Raw genomic sequence first — 15,774 nt, 5'->3', positions numbered from 1 at the left:
TTATCAGCCCTTCATCATATTGACGTCTTCCACGGCGATCGATCCGCGGTTGCGGTAGAAGACAACGAGTATTGCAAGACCGATCGCCGCTTCAGCGGCTGCAACGGTCAGAATGAACAGGGCGAAGACCTGGCCGACGATATCGTTCAGGAATGCCGAGAAGGCCACCATGTTGATGTTGACCGCGAGCAAAATGAGTTCGATCGACATCAGGATGACGATGACGTTCTTCCGGTTGAGGAAGATGCCGAAGACGCCGATCGTGAAGAGGATCGCGCTGACCGTCAGGTAGTGGGAAAGACCGATTTCCATATTCTGTTTCCTTGGATCCGTTCGCGCCTCAGATGCCCTGGCCCGGCTTGACCTTGACCGTGGTAACCGCAGTCTTGGGGTCACGGCCGACCTGCGTGGCAATGTCCTGCCGCTTGATGTCGGTGCGATGACGCAGCGTCAGCACGATGGCGCCGATCATGGCCACAAGCAGCACGAGGCCGGCGAGCTGGAAGAAGTAGACGTAATTGGTATAAAGCACGTCGCCGAGCGCGGCCGTATTGGTGCGTTCGGCAACCGGCGGGATCGGCATGGTGATGGACTTGGCCGCCTGCGGGTTGAGCACGCTGCCGCCCACGACGACGATCAGCTCAGCCGCAAGAATGACGCCGATCAGCGCGCCAACAGGCGCATATTGCAGCACGCCGGAGCGAAGCTCGGCGAAATCCACATCCAGCATCATGACGACGAAGAGGAAGAGCACCGCCACGGCGCCGACATAAACCACCAGCAGGATCATGCCGAGGAATTCGGCTCCCGTCAGCAGGAACAGCGCAGCTGCGTTGAAGAAGGTCAGGATCAGAAACAGCACCGAATGAACAGGGTTCTTCGATGCGATGACCATGAACGCAGACGCCACGGCGACGAAAGCGAATATATAAAAGAATACAGCGTGCAGACCCATTTTGGTGCCTTCTTGTCCTCATCGGGAGAAATGGCCGGAAGCCCCCTCGCCCGTTTCGTCCCCGCCGGCGAAAACCGCGCAGGCATTTTACTTTTCATCGCTCTCCGGGGTTGCTCCCCGGAAAGACGGTTGCACCTTAACGGTAAGGTGCATCCAGTGCGAGGTTGCGCGCGATTTCACGCTCCCAGCGGTCGCCATTGTCGAGAAGCTTCTGCTTGTCGAAATAAAGCTCTTCGCGGGTTTCCGTCGCGAATTCGAAGTTCGGGCCTTCAACGATGGCGTCCACCGGGCAGGCTTCCTGGCAGAAGCCGCAATAGATGCACTTCACCATGTCGATATCGTAACGCACCGTGCGGCGGGTGCCGTCGTTGCGACGCGGGCCGGCTTCGATGGTGATTGCCTGAGCAGGACAGATCGCTTCACACAGCTTGCAGGCGATGCAGCGTTCTTCACCGTTCGGATAACGGCGCAGCGCATGTTCACCACGGAAGCGCGGCGACACCGGACCCTTCTCGAAAGGATAGTTGATCGTCGCCTTCTGCTTGAAGAAGTGACGCATGGTCAGGAAGATCGCGCCGACGAATTCCTTGAGGAACAGCGAGTTGACGGCTTGGGAGAGGCTTGCCATCTCAGTCTCCAGATCTTTGAGCGAGGAGTTCAGACATCAACCGGCCCACCCCGTCAGCTTCAATACGAATGCAACAATAACGACCATGGCGAGCGACAGCGGCAGGAACACCTTCCAGCCAAGGCGCATGAGCTGGTCATAGCGGTAACGCGGAACGAAGGCCTTCACCAGAGCGAACATGAAGAATACCATGCAGCCCTTGATGGCGAACCAGACGATGCCCGGCACCCAGTTCAGGAACCATACATCGACGATCGGCAGCCAGCCGCCAAGGAACAGGATGGTCGTCAGGCAGCAGATCAGAACGATCGCAGCATATTCACCGAGCATGAACATCATGTACGGCGTGGAGCCATATTCCACCATGTGACCGGCAACCAGTTCCGATTCCGCTTCCGGAAGGTCGAAGGGCGGACGGTTGGTTTCGGCGAGACCCGAAATGAAGAACACGATGAACATCGGGAACAGCGACAGCCAGTGCCAGTCAAGGAACGATGCCGGCAAGCCGAGCATGGTGCCGAGGCCGGTACGCTGCGCCAGAACGATATCCGTGAGGTTCAGCGAACCAACGCAAAGCAGAACGGTGACGATGACGAGACCGATCGAGACTTCGTAGGACACCATCTGTGCCGCCGAACGCAGCGCGCCGAGGAACGGATATTTCGAGTTCGAAGCCCAGCCGCCCATGATGATGCCGTACACTTCAAGCGACGAGATCGCGAAGATGTAGAGAATGCCGACATTGATATTGGCGACGACCCAGCCTTCATTGAAGGGAATGACGGCATAGGTGGCGAGCGCCAGCGTCACGGCAACCAACGGCGCCAGCAGGAAGACCGCCTTGTTGGCGCCGGCCGGGATAACGGGCTCCTTCAGGATGAACTTCAAGAGGTCAGCGAAGGACTGGAAAAGACCGAAGGGACCAACGACGTTCGGACCACGGCGCAGCTGTACGGCCGCCCAGACCTTGCGGTCAGCAAGCAGCAGGAAGGCGATGGCCACCAGAAGGCAAACGAGAAGCAGCAGGGACTGGCCGACCATGATCAGCGCGGGCCAGACGTAGCTCCAGAAAAACGATTCCATAATCCCCTACCCTTACTCTGCCGCAGCCTGGAAATTGTTGCGGGCCAATGCGGAGCACTCGGCCATGACGGCAGAGGCGCGCGCAATCGGGTTCGTCAAATAAAAGTCTTTTACCGGCGAAGCAAACGCCGACTTCACGAGCGAGCCGGTTTTAGCAGCCAGAGCCTCGATATCCGAAGCCTTGCCGGCAACGATCTCGTCGGTTTCCGCCAGATGCGGATGCGCGACGTAGAGCTGGCCGCGCAGGGCAGACAGCGAATCGAACGGCAGCTTCTTGCCGAGGACGTCGGACAGCGCACGCAGGATCGCCCAGTCTTCGCGGGCCTCGCCCGGTGCGAAACCGGCACGGTTGCCGACCTGAACGCGACCTTCGGTGTTGACCCAGATACCGGACTTCTCCGTATAGGCCGCACCCGGAAGGATGACGTCGGCGTTCATTGCACCCTGATCGCCATGGCTGCCAATATAGACGGTGAACTTCGCACCCTTATTCGACAGGTCGAGTTCATCGGCGCCGAGCAGGAAGAGAACATCCATCGAGGAGACCATGTCGGCTGCAGCAACACCGCCCTCACCCGGCACGAAGCCGATATCGAGACCACCCACGCGGGCAGCGGCAGTGTGCAGGACCGAGAAGCCATTCCACTCTTCGGTGACAGCGCCGACCGAGGTGGCGAGCTTGGCAGCAGCGGCAAGAACAGCAGCGCCATCAGCACGGGACAATGCGCCCTGACCGATGATGATCAGCGGATTCTTGGCAGACTTCAGCTTGTCAACGAAGCTGTGCGAACCATTGGCGAGATCGGACAGTGTTTCAGCGCCCGAGCCGAGATATTCGTAATTGTAACGCAGCTCACCGGCTTCACCGATCACACCGATCGGGAAACCGCCGCGACGCCAGCGCTTGCGGATGCGGGCGTTGAGGACAGCTGCTTCGTAACGCGGGTTGGAGCCGACGATCAGCAGGGCGTCCGCCTGTTCGATACCTTCGATGGTGGAATTGAACAGGTAGCTGGCGCGGCCGAGAGACGGGTCAAGCGCTGCGCCATCCTGGCGGCAATCAACATTGGCCGAGCCGAGCGACGCGAGAAGCGACTTCAGCGCGAACATTTCTTCGACAGACGACAGATCGCCGGCAATCGCGCCGATCTTGTTGCCTGAGGTCGCAGCCACAGCCTGCTTGATCGCACCGAAGGCTTCGCCCCAGGTTGCGGGCTGCAGGCGGCCATCCTTGCGGACGTAAGGCCGGTCGAGGCGCTGAGTCTTCAGGCCATCCCAGATGAAGCGGCTCTTGTCGGAAATCCACTCTTCGTTGATGGCCTCGTTGACACGCGGCATGACACGCATGACTTCGCGGCCGCGGGTATCGACGCGGATGGCCGAACCGAGAGCGTCCATCACGTCGATGGTTTCGATCTTGTTCAGTTCCCACGGACGGGCCGTGAAGGCGAAAGGCTTGGAGGTGAGCGCGCCGACGGGGCAAAGGTCAACGACGTTGCCCTGCAGCTCCGAGGTCATCGCCTGCTCGAGATAGGTAGTGATTTCGGCATCTTCGCCACGGCCGATGAGGCCGAGTTCGGCAATGCCAGCCACTTCCGTGGTGAAACGGACGCAACGCGTGCAGTGGATGCAGCGGTTCATGACCGTCTTGACGAGCGGTCCGATATATTTGTCTTCAACCGCACGCTTGTTTTCCGCGTAACGCGAACCGGCGATACCGAAGGCCATGGCCTGGTCCTGCAGGTCGCATTCGCCGCCCTGGTCGCAGATCGGGCAATCCAGCGGATGGTTGATGAGCAGGAACTCCATCACGCCTTCGCGGGCCTTCTTGACCATCGGCGTGTTGGTGAAAACCTCAGGCAATTCGCCGTTCGGGCCGCCGCGAACGTCGCGCACGCCCATGGCGCAGGAAGCGGCCGGCTTCGGCGGTCCGCCCTTTACCTCGATGAGACACATGCGGCAGTTACCCGCGACCGACAAGCGCTCATGAAAACAAAAGCGCGGAACTTCGGCGCCAGCCTCCTCGCACGCCTGCAACAGCGTGAAATGATCCGGAACCTCGATCTCTTTACCGTCAACCTTGAGCTTTGCCATGGTTCTACTTACGTCCTGTTGCCTGTTCGTCCCATGTCTCACACGGTCCGCAACAAATCCTTAATCACGCCCGGCACTCTTAATCATCTGCCAGGCGCTTCATGGTGTCGCGAGGCCGGAAATCTCCGGCTCCGCCCGAAGCCTTGGTGCTTATTCAGCGGCTTCCAGAACAGCGCCATCATCCATGGCCCTGTAGGTATATTGGTCGATGCGCTTTTCGATTTCCGGACGGAAATTGCGGATCAGCGCCTGTACCGGCCATGCTGCGGCGTCGCCGAGCGCACAGATGGTGTGGCCTTCGATCTGCTTCGTCACTTCAAACAGCATGTCGATTTCGCGCTTCTGCGCATTGCCCTTGACCATGCGCTCCAGCACGCGCCACATCCAGCCCGTGCCTTCACGGCACGGCGTGCACTGGCCGCAGCTTTCGTGCTTGAAGAAGGCCGCGATGCGAGCGATCGCCTTGATGACGTCGGTGGACTTGTCCATGACGATCATGCCTCCGGTGCCGAAGGAGGATTTCACTTCGCGCATGCCGTCGAAATCCATGATGGCGTCCTTCATGTCCTCACCGCGAACGATGGGGCAGGAAGCGCCGCCGGGGATTACGCCGAGCAGATTGTCCCAGCCGCCACGAATGCCACCGCAATGGTGTTCGATCAGTTCGCGGAAGGACAGGCCGAGCGCGTCTTCGAAGGTGCAGGGACGTTCGACATGGCCGGAGACCATGAACAGCTTGGTGCCGACGTTGTTGGGACGGCCGATGGACGAGAACCAGGCAGCGCCGCGGCGCAGAATGGTCGGGGCAACCGCGATCGATTCAACGTTGTTGACGGTCGTCGGGCAGCCGTAAAGACCCATATTGGCCGGGAACGGCGGCTTCAGACGCGGCTGGCCCTTTTTGCCTTCAAGGCTTTCGAGCAGTGCCGTCTCTTCGCCGCAGATATAGGCGCCCGCGCCGTGATGCACGTAGATGTCGAAATCCCAGCCATTCTTGTTGTTACCGCCGAGCAGACCGGCATCGTAACATTCGTCGATGGCCGCCTGAAGAGCCTCACGTTCGCGCATATATTCGCCGCGAACATAGATGTAAGCGGTGTGCGCGCCCATGGCGAAACCGGCGATCACGCAGCCTTCGATCAGCGTATGCGGATCGTTGCGCAGGATTTCGCGGTCCTTGCAGGTGCCGGGCTCGGATTCATCGGCGTTAACGACGAGATAATGAGGACGGCCGTCATTTTCCTTCGGCATGAAGGACCACTTGAGACCCGTCGGGAAGCCAGCGCCGCCGCGACCGCGAAGGCCCGAAGCCTTCATCTCGTTGATGATCCAGTCACGGCCCTTTTCGATGATCTGCTTGGTGCCGTCCCAGTGGCCGCGCGCCAGCACGCCTTTCAGGGACTTGTCCTTGAGGCCGTAGAGATTGGTAAAGATGCGATCCTGATCTTTTAACATGCTTCACCTCTTACCGCGGCTTCTTGCCGAAGACCCTGATATACTCGGCTTCGCCACCCTTGGCGAGCGCCTCGGCCTGCTTGACCCAGTCATCACGGCCGATACGGCCCTTGAAATTCAGATATCCATCGACCCAGTCGCATTCGGCCTGCTTCCAGCCGGCGATCTGCGCATAGGTGAAGATGCCGAGCTCGTTCAGCGTACCCTCAATCTTGGGGCCGACGCCGGAAATGAGCTTCAGGTCATCAGGGGCAGCTGGCTTTTCGATGCCTGCCGGACGATCCGCGGAATCCAGCGACGGCTTTGATGCTGCCGCTTCCTTGCCGACCGATTCCTTTTCGCCAGCCTTTGCGTTTTCAGCAGCAGCCTTGGGCTCGTTGGCCGGCGTCTTCAGCTTCGGATCGGTTTCCGGCGCATCCGTCTTCGGCTTGGCGGCGTTGGACGGCGGAACCTGTGCGGCATCCGCTGGCACTTCAGCCGGCTTGTCGAGATTGGAACGGTCAGGCTTGATCTCTTCCGTCAGGGTCGTCAGGCCGCCAACGGGCACGGACTGGTGACGGTCGATCTGGGGGCCGGTCTTGACGGTGTCGCCCTTGCCTGCCTCGAAAGCATCGATGATCTCTTCCAGACGCTCGGGCGTCAGGTCTTCATAGGCATCCTTGAAGATGATGACCATCGGCGCGTTGACGCAGGCGCCCTGACATTCCACCTCTTCCCAGGAAAGCGTGCCGCTCTCATTGGTGTGCAGCGGATCGTGATGGATCTTCTTGCGGCAGACATCCATCAGCGCTTCGGAGCCGCGCAGCATGCAGGGCGTGGTGCCGCAGACCTGAACGTGGGCACGCGTGCCGACCGGCTTCAGCTGGAACTGCGTATAGAAGGTCGCGACCTCAAGAACACGGATATAGGCCATGTCCAGCATGTCTGCGACTTTTTCAATGGCGGCGCGGGTAACCCAGCCATCCTGCTCCTGGGCACGCATGAGCAGCGGGATGACCGCTGATTGCTGGCGCCCCTCGGGATATTTCTTGATCGTCTTTTCAGCCCATGCGGTGTTTTCCGCGTTGAAGGCAAATGCCACGGGCTGGAACTGATCTTCGGCTAGTCGACGAACGGACATACTTCCTCACGCCTTTTCAGTTTAACGTCTCACACCGCGATCTCGCCACCGTGACGAATTCGCAGGCATAAGCCGCCTTGTCTTTTTGCATGAACACAATGAACTTGCTGCCATTGGGAACCGAGGCCTTGATCTCGTATCCCGACGACAGGAGCTGCTTGATGGTCGAAGAGCCGCCGCTCGACAGCGCTACAGCACCCTCGTCCGTTGCCGTCTGGGCAAGAACGGGTGCCGTCATCGCTGCGAGAAAAGCCGGAATGGCCAGCGGCAGACGCATCAGCGGTCGACCTCCCCGAACACGATGTCGAGAGAGCCGAGCACGGCTGTAACGTCGGCAAGCTGATGGCCCTTGCACAGAAAATCCATGGCCTGCAGATGGGCATAGCCCGGAGCGCGGATCTTGCAGCGGTAAGGCTTGTTGGAACCATCGGCAACCACATAGACGCCGAACTCGCCCTTTGGCGCTTCGACGGCGGCGTAAACTTCGCCAGCGGGAACGTGGTAACCTTCGGTGTAGAGCTTGAAGTGGTGGATCAGCGCTTCCATCGAACGCTTCATCTCACCGCGCTTGGGCGGAACCACCTTGCCATCCAGCGAGGAGACCGGGCCGATGCGGTGCTTGCCGGACAAAAGCTCGACGCACTGCTTCATGATCTTCACGGATTCGCGCATTTCCTGCATGCGGATCAGGTAACGATCATAGCAGTCGCCGTTCTTGCCAACAGGGATGTCGAATTCCAGATCGGAATAGCACTCATAAGGCTGCGAACGACGCAAATCCCAGGCAGCGCCGGAACCACGCACCATCACGCCCGTAAAGCCCCAGGCAAAGGCATCTTCCAGCGAGACGACGCCGATATCGACGTTACGCTGCTTATAGATGCGGTTATCCGTCAGGAGGCCCTCGATATTGTCGAGGACGGTGATGAAGGGATCGCACCACTTGCCGATATCGTCGACCAGTTCCGGCGGCAGGTCCTGGTGGACGCCGCCCGGCCGGAAATAGGCCGAGTGCATGCGCGCGCCACAGGCCCGCTCATAAAACACCATCAGCTTTTCGCGCTCTTCGAAGCCCCAGACCGGCGGCGTCATCGCGCCCACGTCCATGGCCTGCGTGGTCACGTTCATGATGTGCGAGAGGATGCGGCCGATTTCCGAATAGAGAACGCGGATCAGCTGGCCGCGCATCGGGATCTCGAGGCCGAGCAGCTTTTCGACGGCGAGCGCGAAAGCGTGCTCCTGGTTCATCGGCGCGACGTAGTCGAGACGATCGAAGTAAGGAACGGCCTGCAGATAGGTCTTCGTCTCGATCAGCTTTTCGGTTCCGCGATGCAGAAGACCGATATGCGGATCAACGCGCTCGACGATTTCGCCGTCCAGTTCCAGAACCAGACGCAGCACGCCGTGCGCGGAGGGATGTTCCGGACCGAAGTTGATCGTGAAGTTGCGGACGTTATGCTCAGTCATTCTAGTGCTCCGCCGAGGTGATCATGGCGATGAATTCGGGGCCGGTCATGTTCTGCGTGATCTCAGCGAAGGAATAGCTCGAAGGCTTTTCATCCGTGAAAATCTGCGACGCGAACCTGAAACTGGAAGGGTTGTCAAAAGCCTGCAGCGACACGGCAAAATGCTTGCCATCCTTGGAACGCCACATCAGCGTGCTGCCGCAATTCTTGCAGAAGCAGCGCTCGCCCCACTCCGACGAGGAATAGACGCCGAGGCTCTCTTCGTTTTCGACGGAGATATCAGCGCATTCGACAGCCAGAAACGCGCCGCCGGACCAGCGGCGGCACATGGAGCAATGGCAAACGCCGAATTCGCGGGCGCCGATGACGGCCTCAAGGCCGACGGCGCCGCAAAGACATTGCCCATGCTCTGTCGCGGAGACCTGGCTCATTGCTTGGCCTTTTCGTCGCCAGGAAGAACGTAATCGGTCCCTTCCCAAGGGGAAAGGAAGTCGAAGTTACGGAATTCCTGCTTCAGCTCGACCGGCTCATAAAGCACGCGCTTCAGAACGTCATCGTAACGCACTTCAACAAACCCGGTAACCGGGAAATCCTTGCGCAGCGGGTGGCCTTCGAAACCGTAATCGGTGAGGATGCGGCGAAGGTCCGCATGGCCCTCAAACGGAATGCCATACATGTCCCAGGCTTCACGCTCGAACCACTCCGCACCCATGTAGACGGAGGTCGCAGAAGGAACGCCCTCGTCCTCCTCCACCTGCAGCTTGACGCGGACGCGCAGATTCTGGCGCGGCGACAGCAGATGATAGACGACATCGAAACGCTTTTCGCGCTGCGGCCAGTCAACGCCGCAGATATCGATGATATTGACGAATCCGCACTGCACATCGTCGCGCAGGAAGGTCAGAAGCGCGATTACGCTTTCAGGCGTCGTGTTCAGCGTCAGCTCGCCATAGGCGATATCGGCCGACACCACGAGTGAACCGCGCGCTTCCTTAACGTAAGCAGCAAGATCGTTGAGAGCTTCGCTCATTCTAAATCCGTCCTTTGCCCTTAGCGCTCGATCGTACCGGTACGCCGGATCTTTTTCTGCAGCAGAAGCACGCCGTAAAGCAGCGCTTCGGCCGTGGGGGGACAGCCCGGAACGTAGATATCCACCGGCACGACGCGATCGCAGCCGCGCACGACGGCGTAGGAATAATGGTAATAACCGCCGCCATTGGCGCAGGAACCCATGGAGATGACGTAACGCGGCTCAGGCATCTGGTCATAGACCTTACGCAGAGCCGGAGCCATCTTGTTGGTCAGCGTGCCGGCGACGATCATCACGTCCGACTGGCGCGGCGAGGCGCGCGGGGCGACACCGAAGCGCTCCATGTCGTAACGCGGACCGGAAGCCTGCATCAGGCCTTCGACGGCGCAGCAGGCAAGACCGAACTGCATCCACATCAGCGAGCCGGTACGGGCCCAGGTGATGAGTTCGTCTGTCGAGGTGACGAGAAAGCCCTTGTCGGCCAGCTCGTCATTGATCTCAGTGAAGTAGGCATCGTTGCTGCCAACCGGCTTGCCGGTTGAGGGATCGATGATCCCCTTCGGCTGCGGCGCGACGAGCGTGCTGTTGTTCTGGCTCATGCCCATTCCAGCGCTCCCTTCTTCCACTCATAGATAAAGCCGATGGTGAGAACGAGGAGGAACACCATCATCGACCAGAAACCGAACCAGCCCATCTCACCGAAAGACACCGCCCATGGGAACAGGAACGCGACTTCAAGGTCAAAGATGATGAACAGAATCGACACCAGATAAAAGCGGATATCGAACTTCATGCGGGCATCGTCGAAGGCGTTGAAACCGCACTCGAAAGCAGAGAGCTTTTCCGGGTCCGGCGCCTTGTAAGCGACAGCGAAAGGCGCGATCAGAAGCGCCAGGCCGATGACAAGAGCGATACCGATGAATATTGCGATCGGAATGTAGGAACTGAGGAGTTCAGTCATGGTCTCTTCCCTGCCCGGCCGGGTGCCGGGCCTGCCTTTGTGACCTTAGTCTCAAAGAGCGGACAAATATGTTGCAACGCCAAAGTGGTTAGCGCAGCCGCGCCCTCTCTGCAAGAGTTTAGGCACCATTTCAAGACACCTGCCGCATTGATTGGCAACAATATTGCCGGAATTGACGCAAATTTGGGCCACATTTCCGACCTAAGCCCCTCAAATACAATAATAATCGATTGAAGGACGCAACCGCAAAAAAGTCACACGATTTTTACGCCCAAACGTTGGCGAAGTGACGATATCGGGAAATCGAAACTTGACTGATAAAAGCAGGAAAAATCCCGCGGGAAACGGCCGGAATCAGAGACCTGAATCGCTGAAGACAAAGCCGCGCAGACCGCGCATCGATTGTTCAGATGAAGACATTTCAAGAAAGAGAAATGGCGCGAGTGACGGGGCTCGAACCCGCGACCTCCGGCGTGACAGGCCGGCACTCTAACCGACTGAGCTACACCCGCGCTCCACAGACATTCATCTGCGTTTTTTCCGAGGAACAGGATGGCGCGAGTGACGGGGCTCGAACCCGCGACCTCCGGCGTGACAGGCCGGCACTCTAACCAACTGAGCTACACCCGCTTATCCTGACGGACAGAACCTTGGTTCCGCCGTACGAACCAGCCTCGGCTGTTCGTTGAGCGGCTAACTACGGCGTTCGTGCGGGGGTGTCAAGCAGGTTTCACGACAAAAGAATAAGCTTTTTCATTTTGATCAGGAAAAACCCTGGGGCCTTTTATCGACGCTCCAGCAAATGCCCTGTTTTGCGGGCTTTTCCCAACGAAAACAAAAAACTTGTCCACAGCCAGCCGCTTTATCAACGTCATTTCTACGGGGCCGTCATGACGTCATTGGTTTCTGAATTTACCAAAAAGCCCGCAGTTCCCGGCTTTTTGGCCCTCCCCTTCGGTGGAGGGAAAAACCTCCCCGAAAAAAAACAAAAAAACTTCACAAAAGCCCTTGCGGTTTTTTTCCGATCCGAATACATCACGGCCACCGACGCGGCGGACATGATCCGCAAGACGCGAAGGGCGATTAGCTCAGTTGGTAGAGCGCCTCGTTTACACCGAGGATGTCGGGAGTTCGAGTCTCTCATCGCCCACCATTCCTTCTCACAGTGATTTAAAGCAGCCTCGCCGATCGCGGTTTGAACCGTACGCGGTTGCGCTTCACCATGTATGCTTGGCTTCGATGCGCAACCCCTGCCCTCGGTGGCATGGAAGGGCCATGGTCGCGCGTTACTGCGGTGTAGAATCACATTTCCCAGTTGCCGCGCCGTGCCAAACCGGGACTTTCGTTTCAGATTCGCACAGCCGCAGCCATCCCTGTTTCACCCCGCAACATACCGAAAAATAAGCAGATTTAGAATTTTTAAAGAGATTTCGGGCATTGTTTTCAGGCCGTTTCATGATGAGCGGTGGAACTGATGGATGAAACCATGTCACTCGACGCGTTTGTTACACTCGCGCTTATTGCGCTGCCTGTTTACATTTTTTTCCGCTGGGTCCAGCAGGATTCGGAAAAACCAGATATTTCCAAAAACAAGAATTCCATGGGGCGGTGATCCGGGCGCTGGGATCGCACCATTATCCCGGACGACCTCCGGAGAGAACTTTCGATCACCGATGCGAAGCGGCAATGCCTTTTGAGGGCTTGCATATGACGTATCGTATAAACGCCCGGCATTCAGACCCATACCGCATTAAAAAAGCCGGGCTATGCCCGGCTTTTTCCGTTGCGGCGCTGTCGTGTGCAATCAGTTGATCGCCTTCATCTCGACCTTGAAGAACAGCGTCTCGCCGGAAGAATCATCGACGCCGTCATTATCTGTCACGGCATAGGCCGTTCCCGCCTTGTCGAAGGTGAAGCCTTCCAGCTTGTCGACGACATAGCCGTTGGTCTGGGCCTTGAGGTCGGGCAGGAAGTCATGGGCCTCCTGCTTGGTGACCAGCGGCAATTCGCCACCGATCTTGCCCGGCTTCAGGTCGGCAATCGCCACGCGGTAGAGCTTCTTGATCTTGGCCTTGTCACCGATCTGGTTGTCGCGCTCGACGATATAGACATTGTCGCCCTGTGCGGTGATTTCGGACAGGCCGACCCAACCGGCTTCGGTCTTATCGAGCGGGTAGCGCACGGCGCCCCATTCCTTGGACTTTGGATTATAGGAGACGAGCTTGACGAAGCCCTTCTCGTCCGTGCCCCATTCGCGCTGCACGGCCATCCACAGCGTCGCGTCATCGCCCTTGCCGATCATGGTAACGCCTTCGAAACCGAAGCGGGTATCGCCTGCGAGCAGTTCTTTTGGCAAGGCGATTTCGGCCTTGATTTCACCCTTGGCATTGACGTTGTAGAGCGCATGCGGAACAAGCTTGGCGCTGTCGCCTTCGGAGGCCAGCCAGAACCCTCCCTTGCCATCCAGCGTGATGCCTTCGATGTCGAGTTTCTGCGCGGCAATGCCGTCGCGCTTGACACGCAGCACGCTGGTGATGGTGGCGGGCTTCTTGGTCGCGTCGATGGTGTAGATCGACGGCTGGTTACCATAGACCGAGTCGGACACGGCATAGAGGATGCCTGGCTTCTCGGCATCGCCTACCAGACCCGAAAGAGCGCCCCAGCCGATAGGCGCACCATCGACAGTGGCGGATACCAGCTGCGGATAGGCCGGCTCACCTTCGGCGCGTTCATAGATCATGACATGCGAGCGGGCGCCGCCGTCTTCCACCAGATCGCCCTCATTGGCCGTGACGAAGAGGTTGCGCGCGGGGATGGCGACAGCGCCTTCCGGCGAAATGCCCGAAGGCAGGAGCTGCGTGAGCTGCGGCTCTGCGCCGGTATCCTTGTAAACAGCGGCAATCGAAGCGCGCTCGGCAAGCACGAAGAAGTACTTCTGACCATCGAAGGTCGCCGTTTCCAGACCCTCCGGCTCGATGCCCTTGGCCTTAGAGCGTTTTTCTGGATAATGGCCAATGGCGGCAACCGCGTGCTCGAGCGAAGCTCCGGCTTCATAAAGGAGCTTGCCGGTCTTGTCGAAAATGGTGAAGCCGCGTGCACCGCCTTGCCAGTCGCCCTCGTTGGCGATGACGATACGGTCATTGTCCAGCCACTTGACGGCGTCAGGTTCGCGCTTGCGGCCTTCCTGCTTGTCGGTGAATTTCAGCTGGCCATCGGTCTTGGTGTCGATGCCTTCCAGATTGACGGTGCCGGCAGAGAAATGCGTCTTCACCGTGCCGGTCTTGCCGTCGATGATGACGATATGGTTGTTTTCCTGCAGCGTCAGCGCGATCTCGCCATTGGCATTGATCGAGACGAATTCCGGTTCCGGATCTTCAGGGGAAATCTCGGCGAGACCGGTAACGTCGATCTTCTTCAGCGTCGCGCAGTCGGCAACGCCGTCCTTCAGGCCGACAGTGACTAAATAACCGGCTGGCATCTGCGGCAGAGCGCCTTCGTTCACCTCTTCATCACGTTCGTTTTCGATAGCGATGGCGGCAAAGGTTTTATCCGGAGACACCGCGACTGAATCCGGTTGACCGCCGAGATCACAGCTCGCTTCGATCTTCTTGGCAGCGATATCGACAGTCACGAGCTTGCCGGAGGGCTTGGCGCGGTTTTCCGAGGTATTGACGCCGGCGAGAACCTTGAGACCGGCAACGGCAACGGAGGTCGGCTCACCTTCCAGCAGCAATGCGCCGCCGGCCTTGGGAGCCTTGGCATCGGTGATGTCGATGAAGCCGATGCCGCCGAGCGGGCTGTCCGAATAGATCAGCGTCTTGCCGTCTTCGCTGGCGGTGATGATTTCAGCCGAGGTCACGGACTTGGCGTCCTTGTCCGCGGGCAGGTTCTTCGCTACCGGGAAAGAAGCAATGCGGTTAAAAACCGGCTCTGCGGCCGCCGGAAAGGCTGCAGATGTAAGCAGAGCCGCGGTCAAGGCCATCTGAGAAAATCGGAACGCCATTTTATCCCCCTTGGGTTCAGAAATATCCCAAGGCTTCTGCGTCACGGACATGACAGTGGCATGACACTTCATGGCCCGGAATCAAAAAGCCCGGATCGTGTCCCAGCGCGTGGTGTAGCTGGATTTCATAGCCATCGGTGATTTCCGGTAGGGTCGGGTTGCTTAGATCCAACCTGAAGGACACCACCGATGACCGACGATATGATGAACCTGCGCTCACTCGTTGAGAAGAGTGCCGACGCCGATTTGCTCCGGGATATGATCGGCTTTGCTGCCGAGAAGTTGATGGCACTGGAAGTCGGGGCGAAGACTGGCGCGGGATATGGCGAGAAGAACGGCTTTCGACTTGCCCAGCGCAACGGCTACCGCGATCGAGACTGGGAGACACGAGCAGGGACCGTCGAGCTGCGCATTCCCAAGCTTCGCACAGGCAGCTACTTCCCGAGTTTCCTGGAGCCGCGCCGGATGGCGGAGAAGGCTCTGACGGCGGTCATCAGGAGGCTTACATCCAAGGCGTTTCGACCCGATCCGTAGATGATCTCGTCAAGGCCATGGGCATGAGCGGCATCTCCAAGAGCCAGGTATCGCGGCTCTGCGAGGAGATCGACGAGAAGGTGAAGGCCTTCCTCGACCGTCCTATCGAGGGCGAGTGGCCATACCTCTGGATCGATGCCACCTATCTGAAGGTTCGTCGCGGCGGACGCATCGTCTCTGTCGCTGTCATCATCGCTGTCGGCGTCAACACCGACGGTCGACGCGAGGTGCTCGGCATGGAGATCGGCACTTCAGAAGCAGAAGCGATCTGGACTGAGTTCCTGCGCAAGCTGACCAGGCGAGGCCTGCGCGGCGTGAAGCCTTGCTGTCTCCGATGCGCATGAGGGCATCAAGGCAGCGGTGTCGAAGGTGCTGTCCGCCACATGGCAGAGGTGCCGGGTCCACTTTATGCGCAATGCGCTTGCCCATGCCGGGAAGAGCGGAC

Annotated in this window: 15 protein-coding genes, 3 tRNA genes and 1 pseudogene; 3 read left to right on the top strand and 16 right to left on the bottom strand. The window is 58.8% G+C overall.

Features of this window, described 5'->3' with window-relative positions; all coding sequences use genetic code 11:
• Nucleotides 1–3 precede the first annotated feature (3 nt).
• From nuoK to AGR2A_RS08095, 15 genes are all read right to left on the bottom strand, one after another.
• Complete coding sequence (gene nuoK / locus AGR2A_RS08165; RefSeq protein ID WP_003521516.1) at nucleotides 4–312, bottom strand: NADH-quinone oxidoreductase subunit NuoK; 309 nt, start codon at nucleotides 310–312, stop codon at nucleotides 4–6.
• A 28-nt stretch (nucleotides 313–340) separates the two neighbouring features.
• Nucleotides 341–955: an NADH-quinone oxidoreductase subunit J gene (locus AGR2A_RS08160; protein WP_004441329.1), complete on the bottom strand. Its 615-nt coding sequence runs from the start codon at nucleotides 953–955 to the stop codon at nucleotides 341–343.
• A 136-nt stretch (nucleotides 956–1,091) separates the two neighbouring features.
• Complete coding sequence (gene nuoI / locus AGR2A_RS08155; RefSeq protein ID WP_004441327.1) at nucleotides 1,092–1,583, bottom strand: NADH-quinone oxidoreductase subunit NuoI; 492 nt, start codon at nucleotides 1,581–1,583, stop codon at nucleotides 1,092–1,094.
• Nucleotides 1,584–1,619: 36 nt separating this feature from the next.
• Complete coding sequence (gene nuoH / locus AGR2A_RS08150; protein WP_004441324.1) at nucleotides 1,620–2,666, bottom strand: NADH-quinone oxidoreductase subunit NuoH; 1,047 nt, start codon at nucleotides 2,664–2,666, stop codon at nucleotides 1,620–1,622.
• A 12-nt stretch (nucleotides 2,667–2,678) separates the two neighbouring features.
• Nucleotides 2,679–4,760 carry an NADH-quinone oxidoreductase subunit NuoG gene (nuoG, locus tag AGR2A_RS08145; protein WP_072494303.1) on the bottom strand — a complete coding sequence of 694 codons (2,082 nt, stop codon included), beginning with the start codon at nucleotides 4,758–4,760 and terminating at the stop codon, nucleotides 2,679–2,681.
• Nucleotides 4,761–4,910: 150 nt separating this feature from the next.
• Nucleotides 4,911–6,215, bottom strand: coding sequence for an NADH-quinone oxidoreductase subunit NuoF (gene nuoF, locus AGR2A_RS08140; RefSeq protein WP_004441321.1), 1,305 nt, complete (start codon nucleotides 6,213–6,215; stop codon nucleotides 4,911–4,913).
• Nucleotides 6,216–6,225: 10 nt separating this feature from the next.
• Entirely contained in the window at nucleotides 6,226–7,335 is a 1,110-nt protein-coding gene (locus AGR2A_RS08135; protein ID WP_004441319.1) for an NADH-quinone oxidoreductase subunit E, read from the bottom strand.
• A gap of 16 nt (nucleotides 7,336–7,351) precedes the next feature.
• Complete coding sequence (locus AGR2A_RS08130) at nucleotides 7,352–7,612, bottom strand: hypothetical protein (RefSeq protein ID WP_006697991.1); 261 nt, start codon at nucleotides 7,610–7,612, stop codon at nucleotides 7,352–7,354.
• Nucleotides 7,612–8,802 (bottom strand): NADH-quinone oxidoreductase subunit D, encoded by a 1,191-nt coding sequence (locus tag AGR2A_RS08125; RefSeq protein ID WP_004441317.1) that lies wholly within the window; start codon nucleotides 8,800–8,802, stop codon nucleotides 7,612–7,614. The genes AGR2A_RS08130 and AGR2A_RS08125 overlap by 1 nt, the downstream gene beginning before the upstream one ends.
• A gap of 1 nt (nucleotide 8,803) precedes the next feature.
• The gene (locus AGR2A_RS08120) at nucleotides 8,804–9,232 is read right to left on the bottom strand and encodes a GFA family protein (RefSeq protein WP_004441314.1); all 429 of its coding nucleotides are present in this window, start codon (nucleotides 9,230–9,232) and stop codon (nucleotides 8,804–8,806) included.
• Complete coding sequence (locus AGR2A_RS08115) at nucleotides 9,229–9,831, bottom strand: NADH-quinone oxidoreductase subunit C (RefSeq protein ID WP_004441311.1); 603 nt, start codon at nucleotides 9,829–9,831, stop codon at nucleotides 9,229–9,231. The genes AGR2A_RS08120 and AGR2A_RS08115 overlap by 4 nt, the downstream gene beginning before the upstream one ends.
• A gap of 20 nt (nucleotides 9,832–9,851) precedes the next feature.
• Nucleotides 9,852–10,436 carry a NuoB/complex I 20 kDa subunit family protein gene (locus AGR2A_RS08110; RefSeq protein WP_003496467.1) on the bottom strand — a complete coding sequence of 195 codons (585 nt, stop codon included), beginning with the start codon at nucleotides 10,434–10,436 and terminating at the stop codon, nucleotides 9,852–9,854.
• The gene (locus AGR2A_RS08105; protein WP_003496469.1) at nucleotides 10,427–10,792 is read right to left on the bottom strand and encodes an NADH-quinone oxidoreductase subunit A; all 366 of its coding nucleotides are present in this window, start codon (nucleotides 10,790–10,792) and stop codon (nucleotides 10,427–10,429) included. The genes AGR2A_RS08110 and AGR2A_RS08105 overlap by 10 nt, the downstream gene beginning before the upstream one ends.
• 435 nt (nucleotides 10,793–11,227) lie before the next feature.
• Nucleotides 11,228–11,304 (bottom strand) — tRNA-Asp (locus AGR2A_RS08100).
• A gap of 41 nt (nucleotides 11,305–11,345) precedes the next feature.
• Nucleotides 11,346–11,422 (bottom strand) — tRNA-Asp (locus AGR2A_RS08095).
• A gap of 447 nt (nucleotides 11,423–11,869) precedes the next feature.
• Here AGR2A_RS08095 and AGR2A_RS08090 point away from each other — a divergent pair.
• Nucleotides 11,870–11,945, top strand: a tRNA-Val gene (locus tag AGR2A_RS08090).
• Nucleotides 11,946–12,266: 321 nt separating this feature from the next.
• On the top strand, nucleotides 12,267–12,404 hold the full coding sequence (locus AGR2A_RS29515; RefSeq protein ID WP_006697989.1) for a hypothetical protein: 138 nt from the start codon (nucleotides 12,267–12,269) through the stop codon (nucleotides 12,402–12,404).
• 192 nt (nucleotides 12,405–12,596) lie between these two features.
• On the opposite strand, the gene AGR2A_RS08085 is transcribed toward AGR2A_RS29515, so the two are convergent.
• Nucleotides 12,597–14,795, bottom strand: a complete 2,199-nt coding sequence (locus tag AGR2A_RS08085; protein ID WP_072494909.1) for an esterase-like activity of phytase family protein — start codon at nucleotides 14,793–14,795, stop codon at nucleotides 12,597–12,599.
• A 189-nt stretch (nucleotides 14,796–14,984) separates the two neighbouring features.
• On the opposite strand from AGR2A_RS08085, the pseudogene AGR2A_RS08080 reads away from it, so the two are divergent.
• A pseudogene (locus AGR2A_RS08080) lies at nucleotides 14,985–15,774 on the top strand (IS256 family transposase); the annotation flags it as partial.

Origin of the sequence: Agrobacterium genomosp. 2 str. CFBP 5494, assembly GCF_900013495.1 — a bacterium.
Lineage (GTDB): Bacteria > Pseudomonadota > Alphaproteobacteria > Rhizobiales > Rhizobiaceae > Agrobacterium > Agrobacterium pusense.
This window is presented reverse-complemented; position numbering and strand designations above follow the sequence as displayed.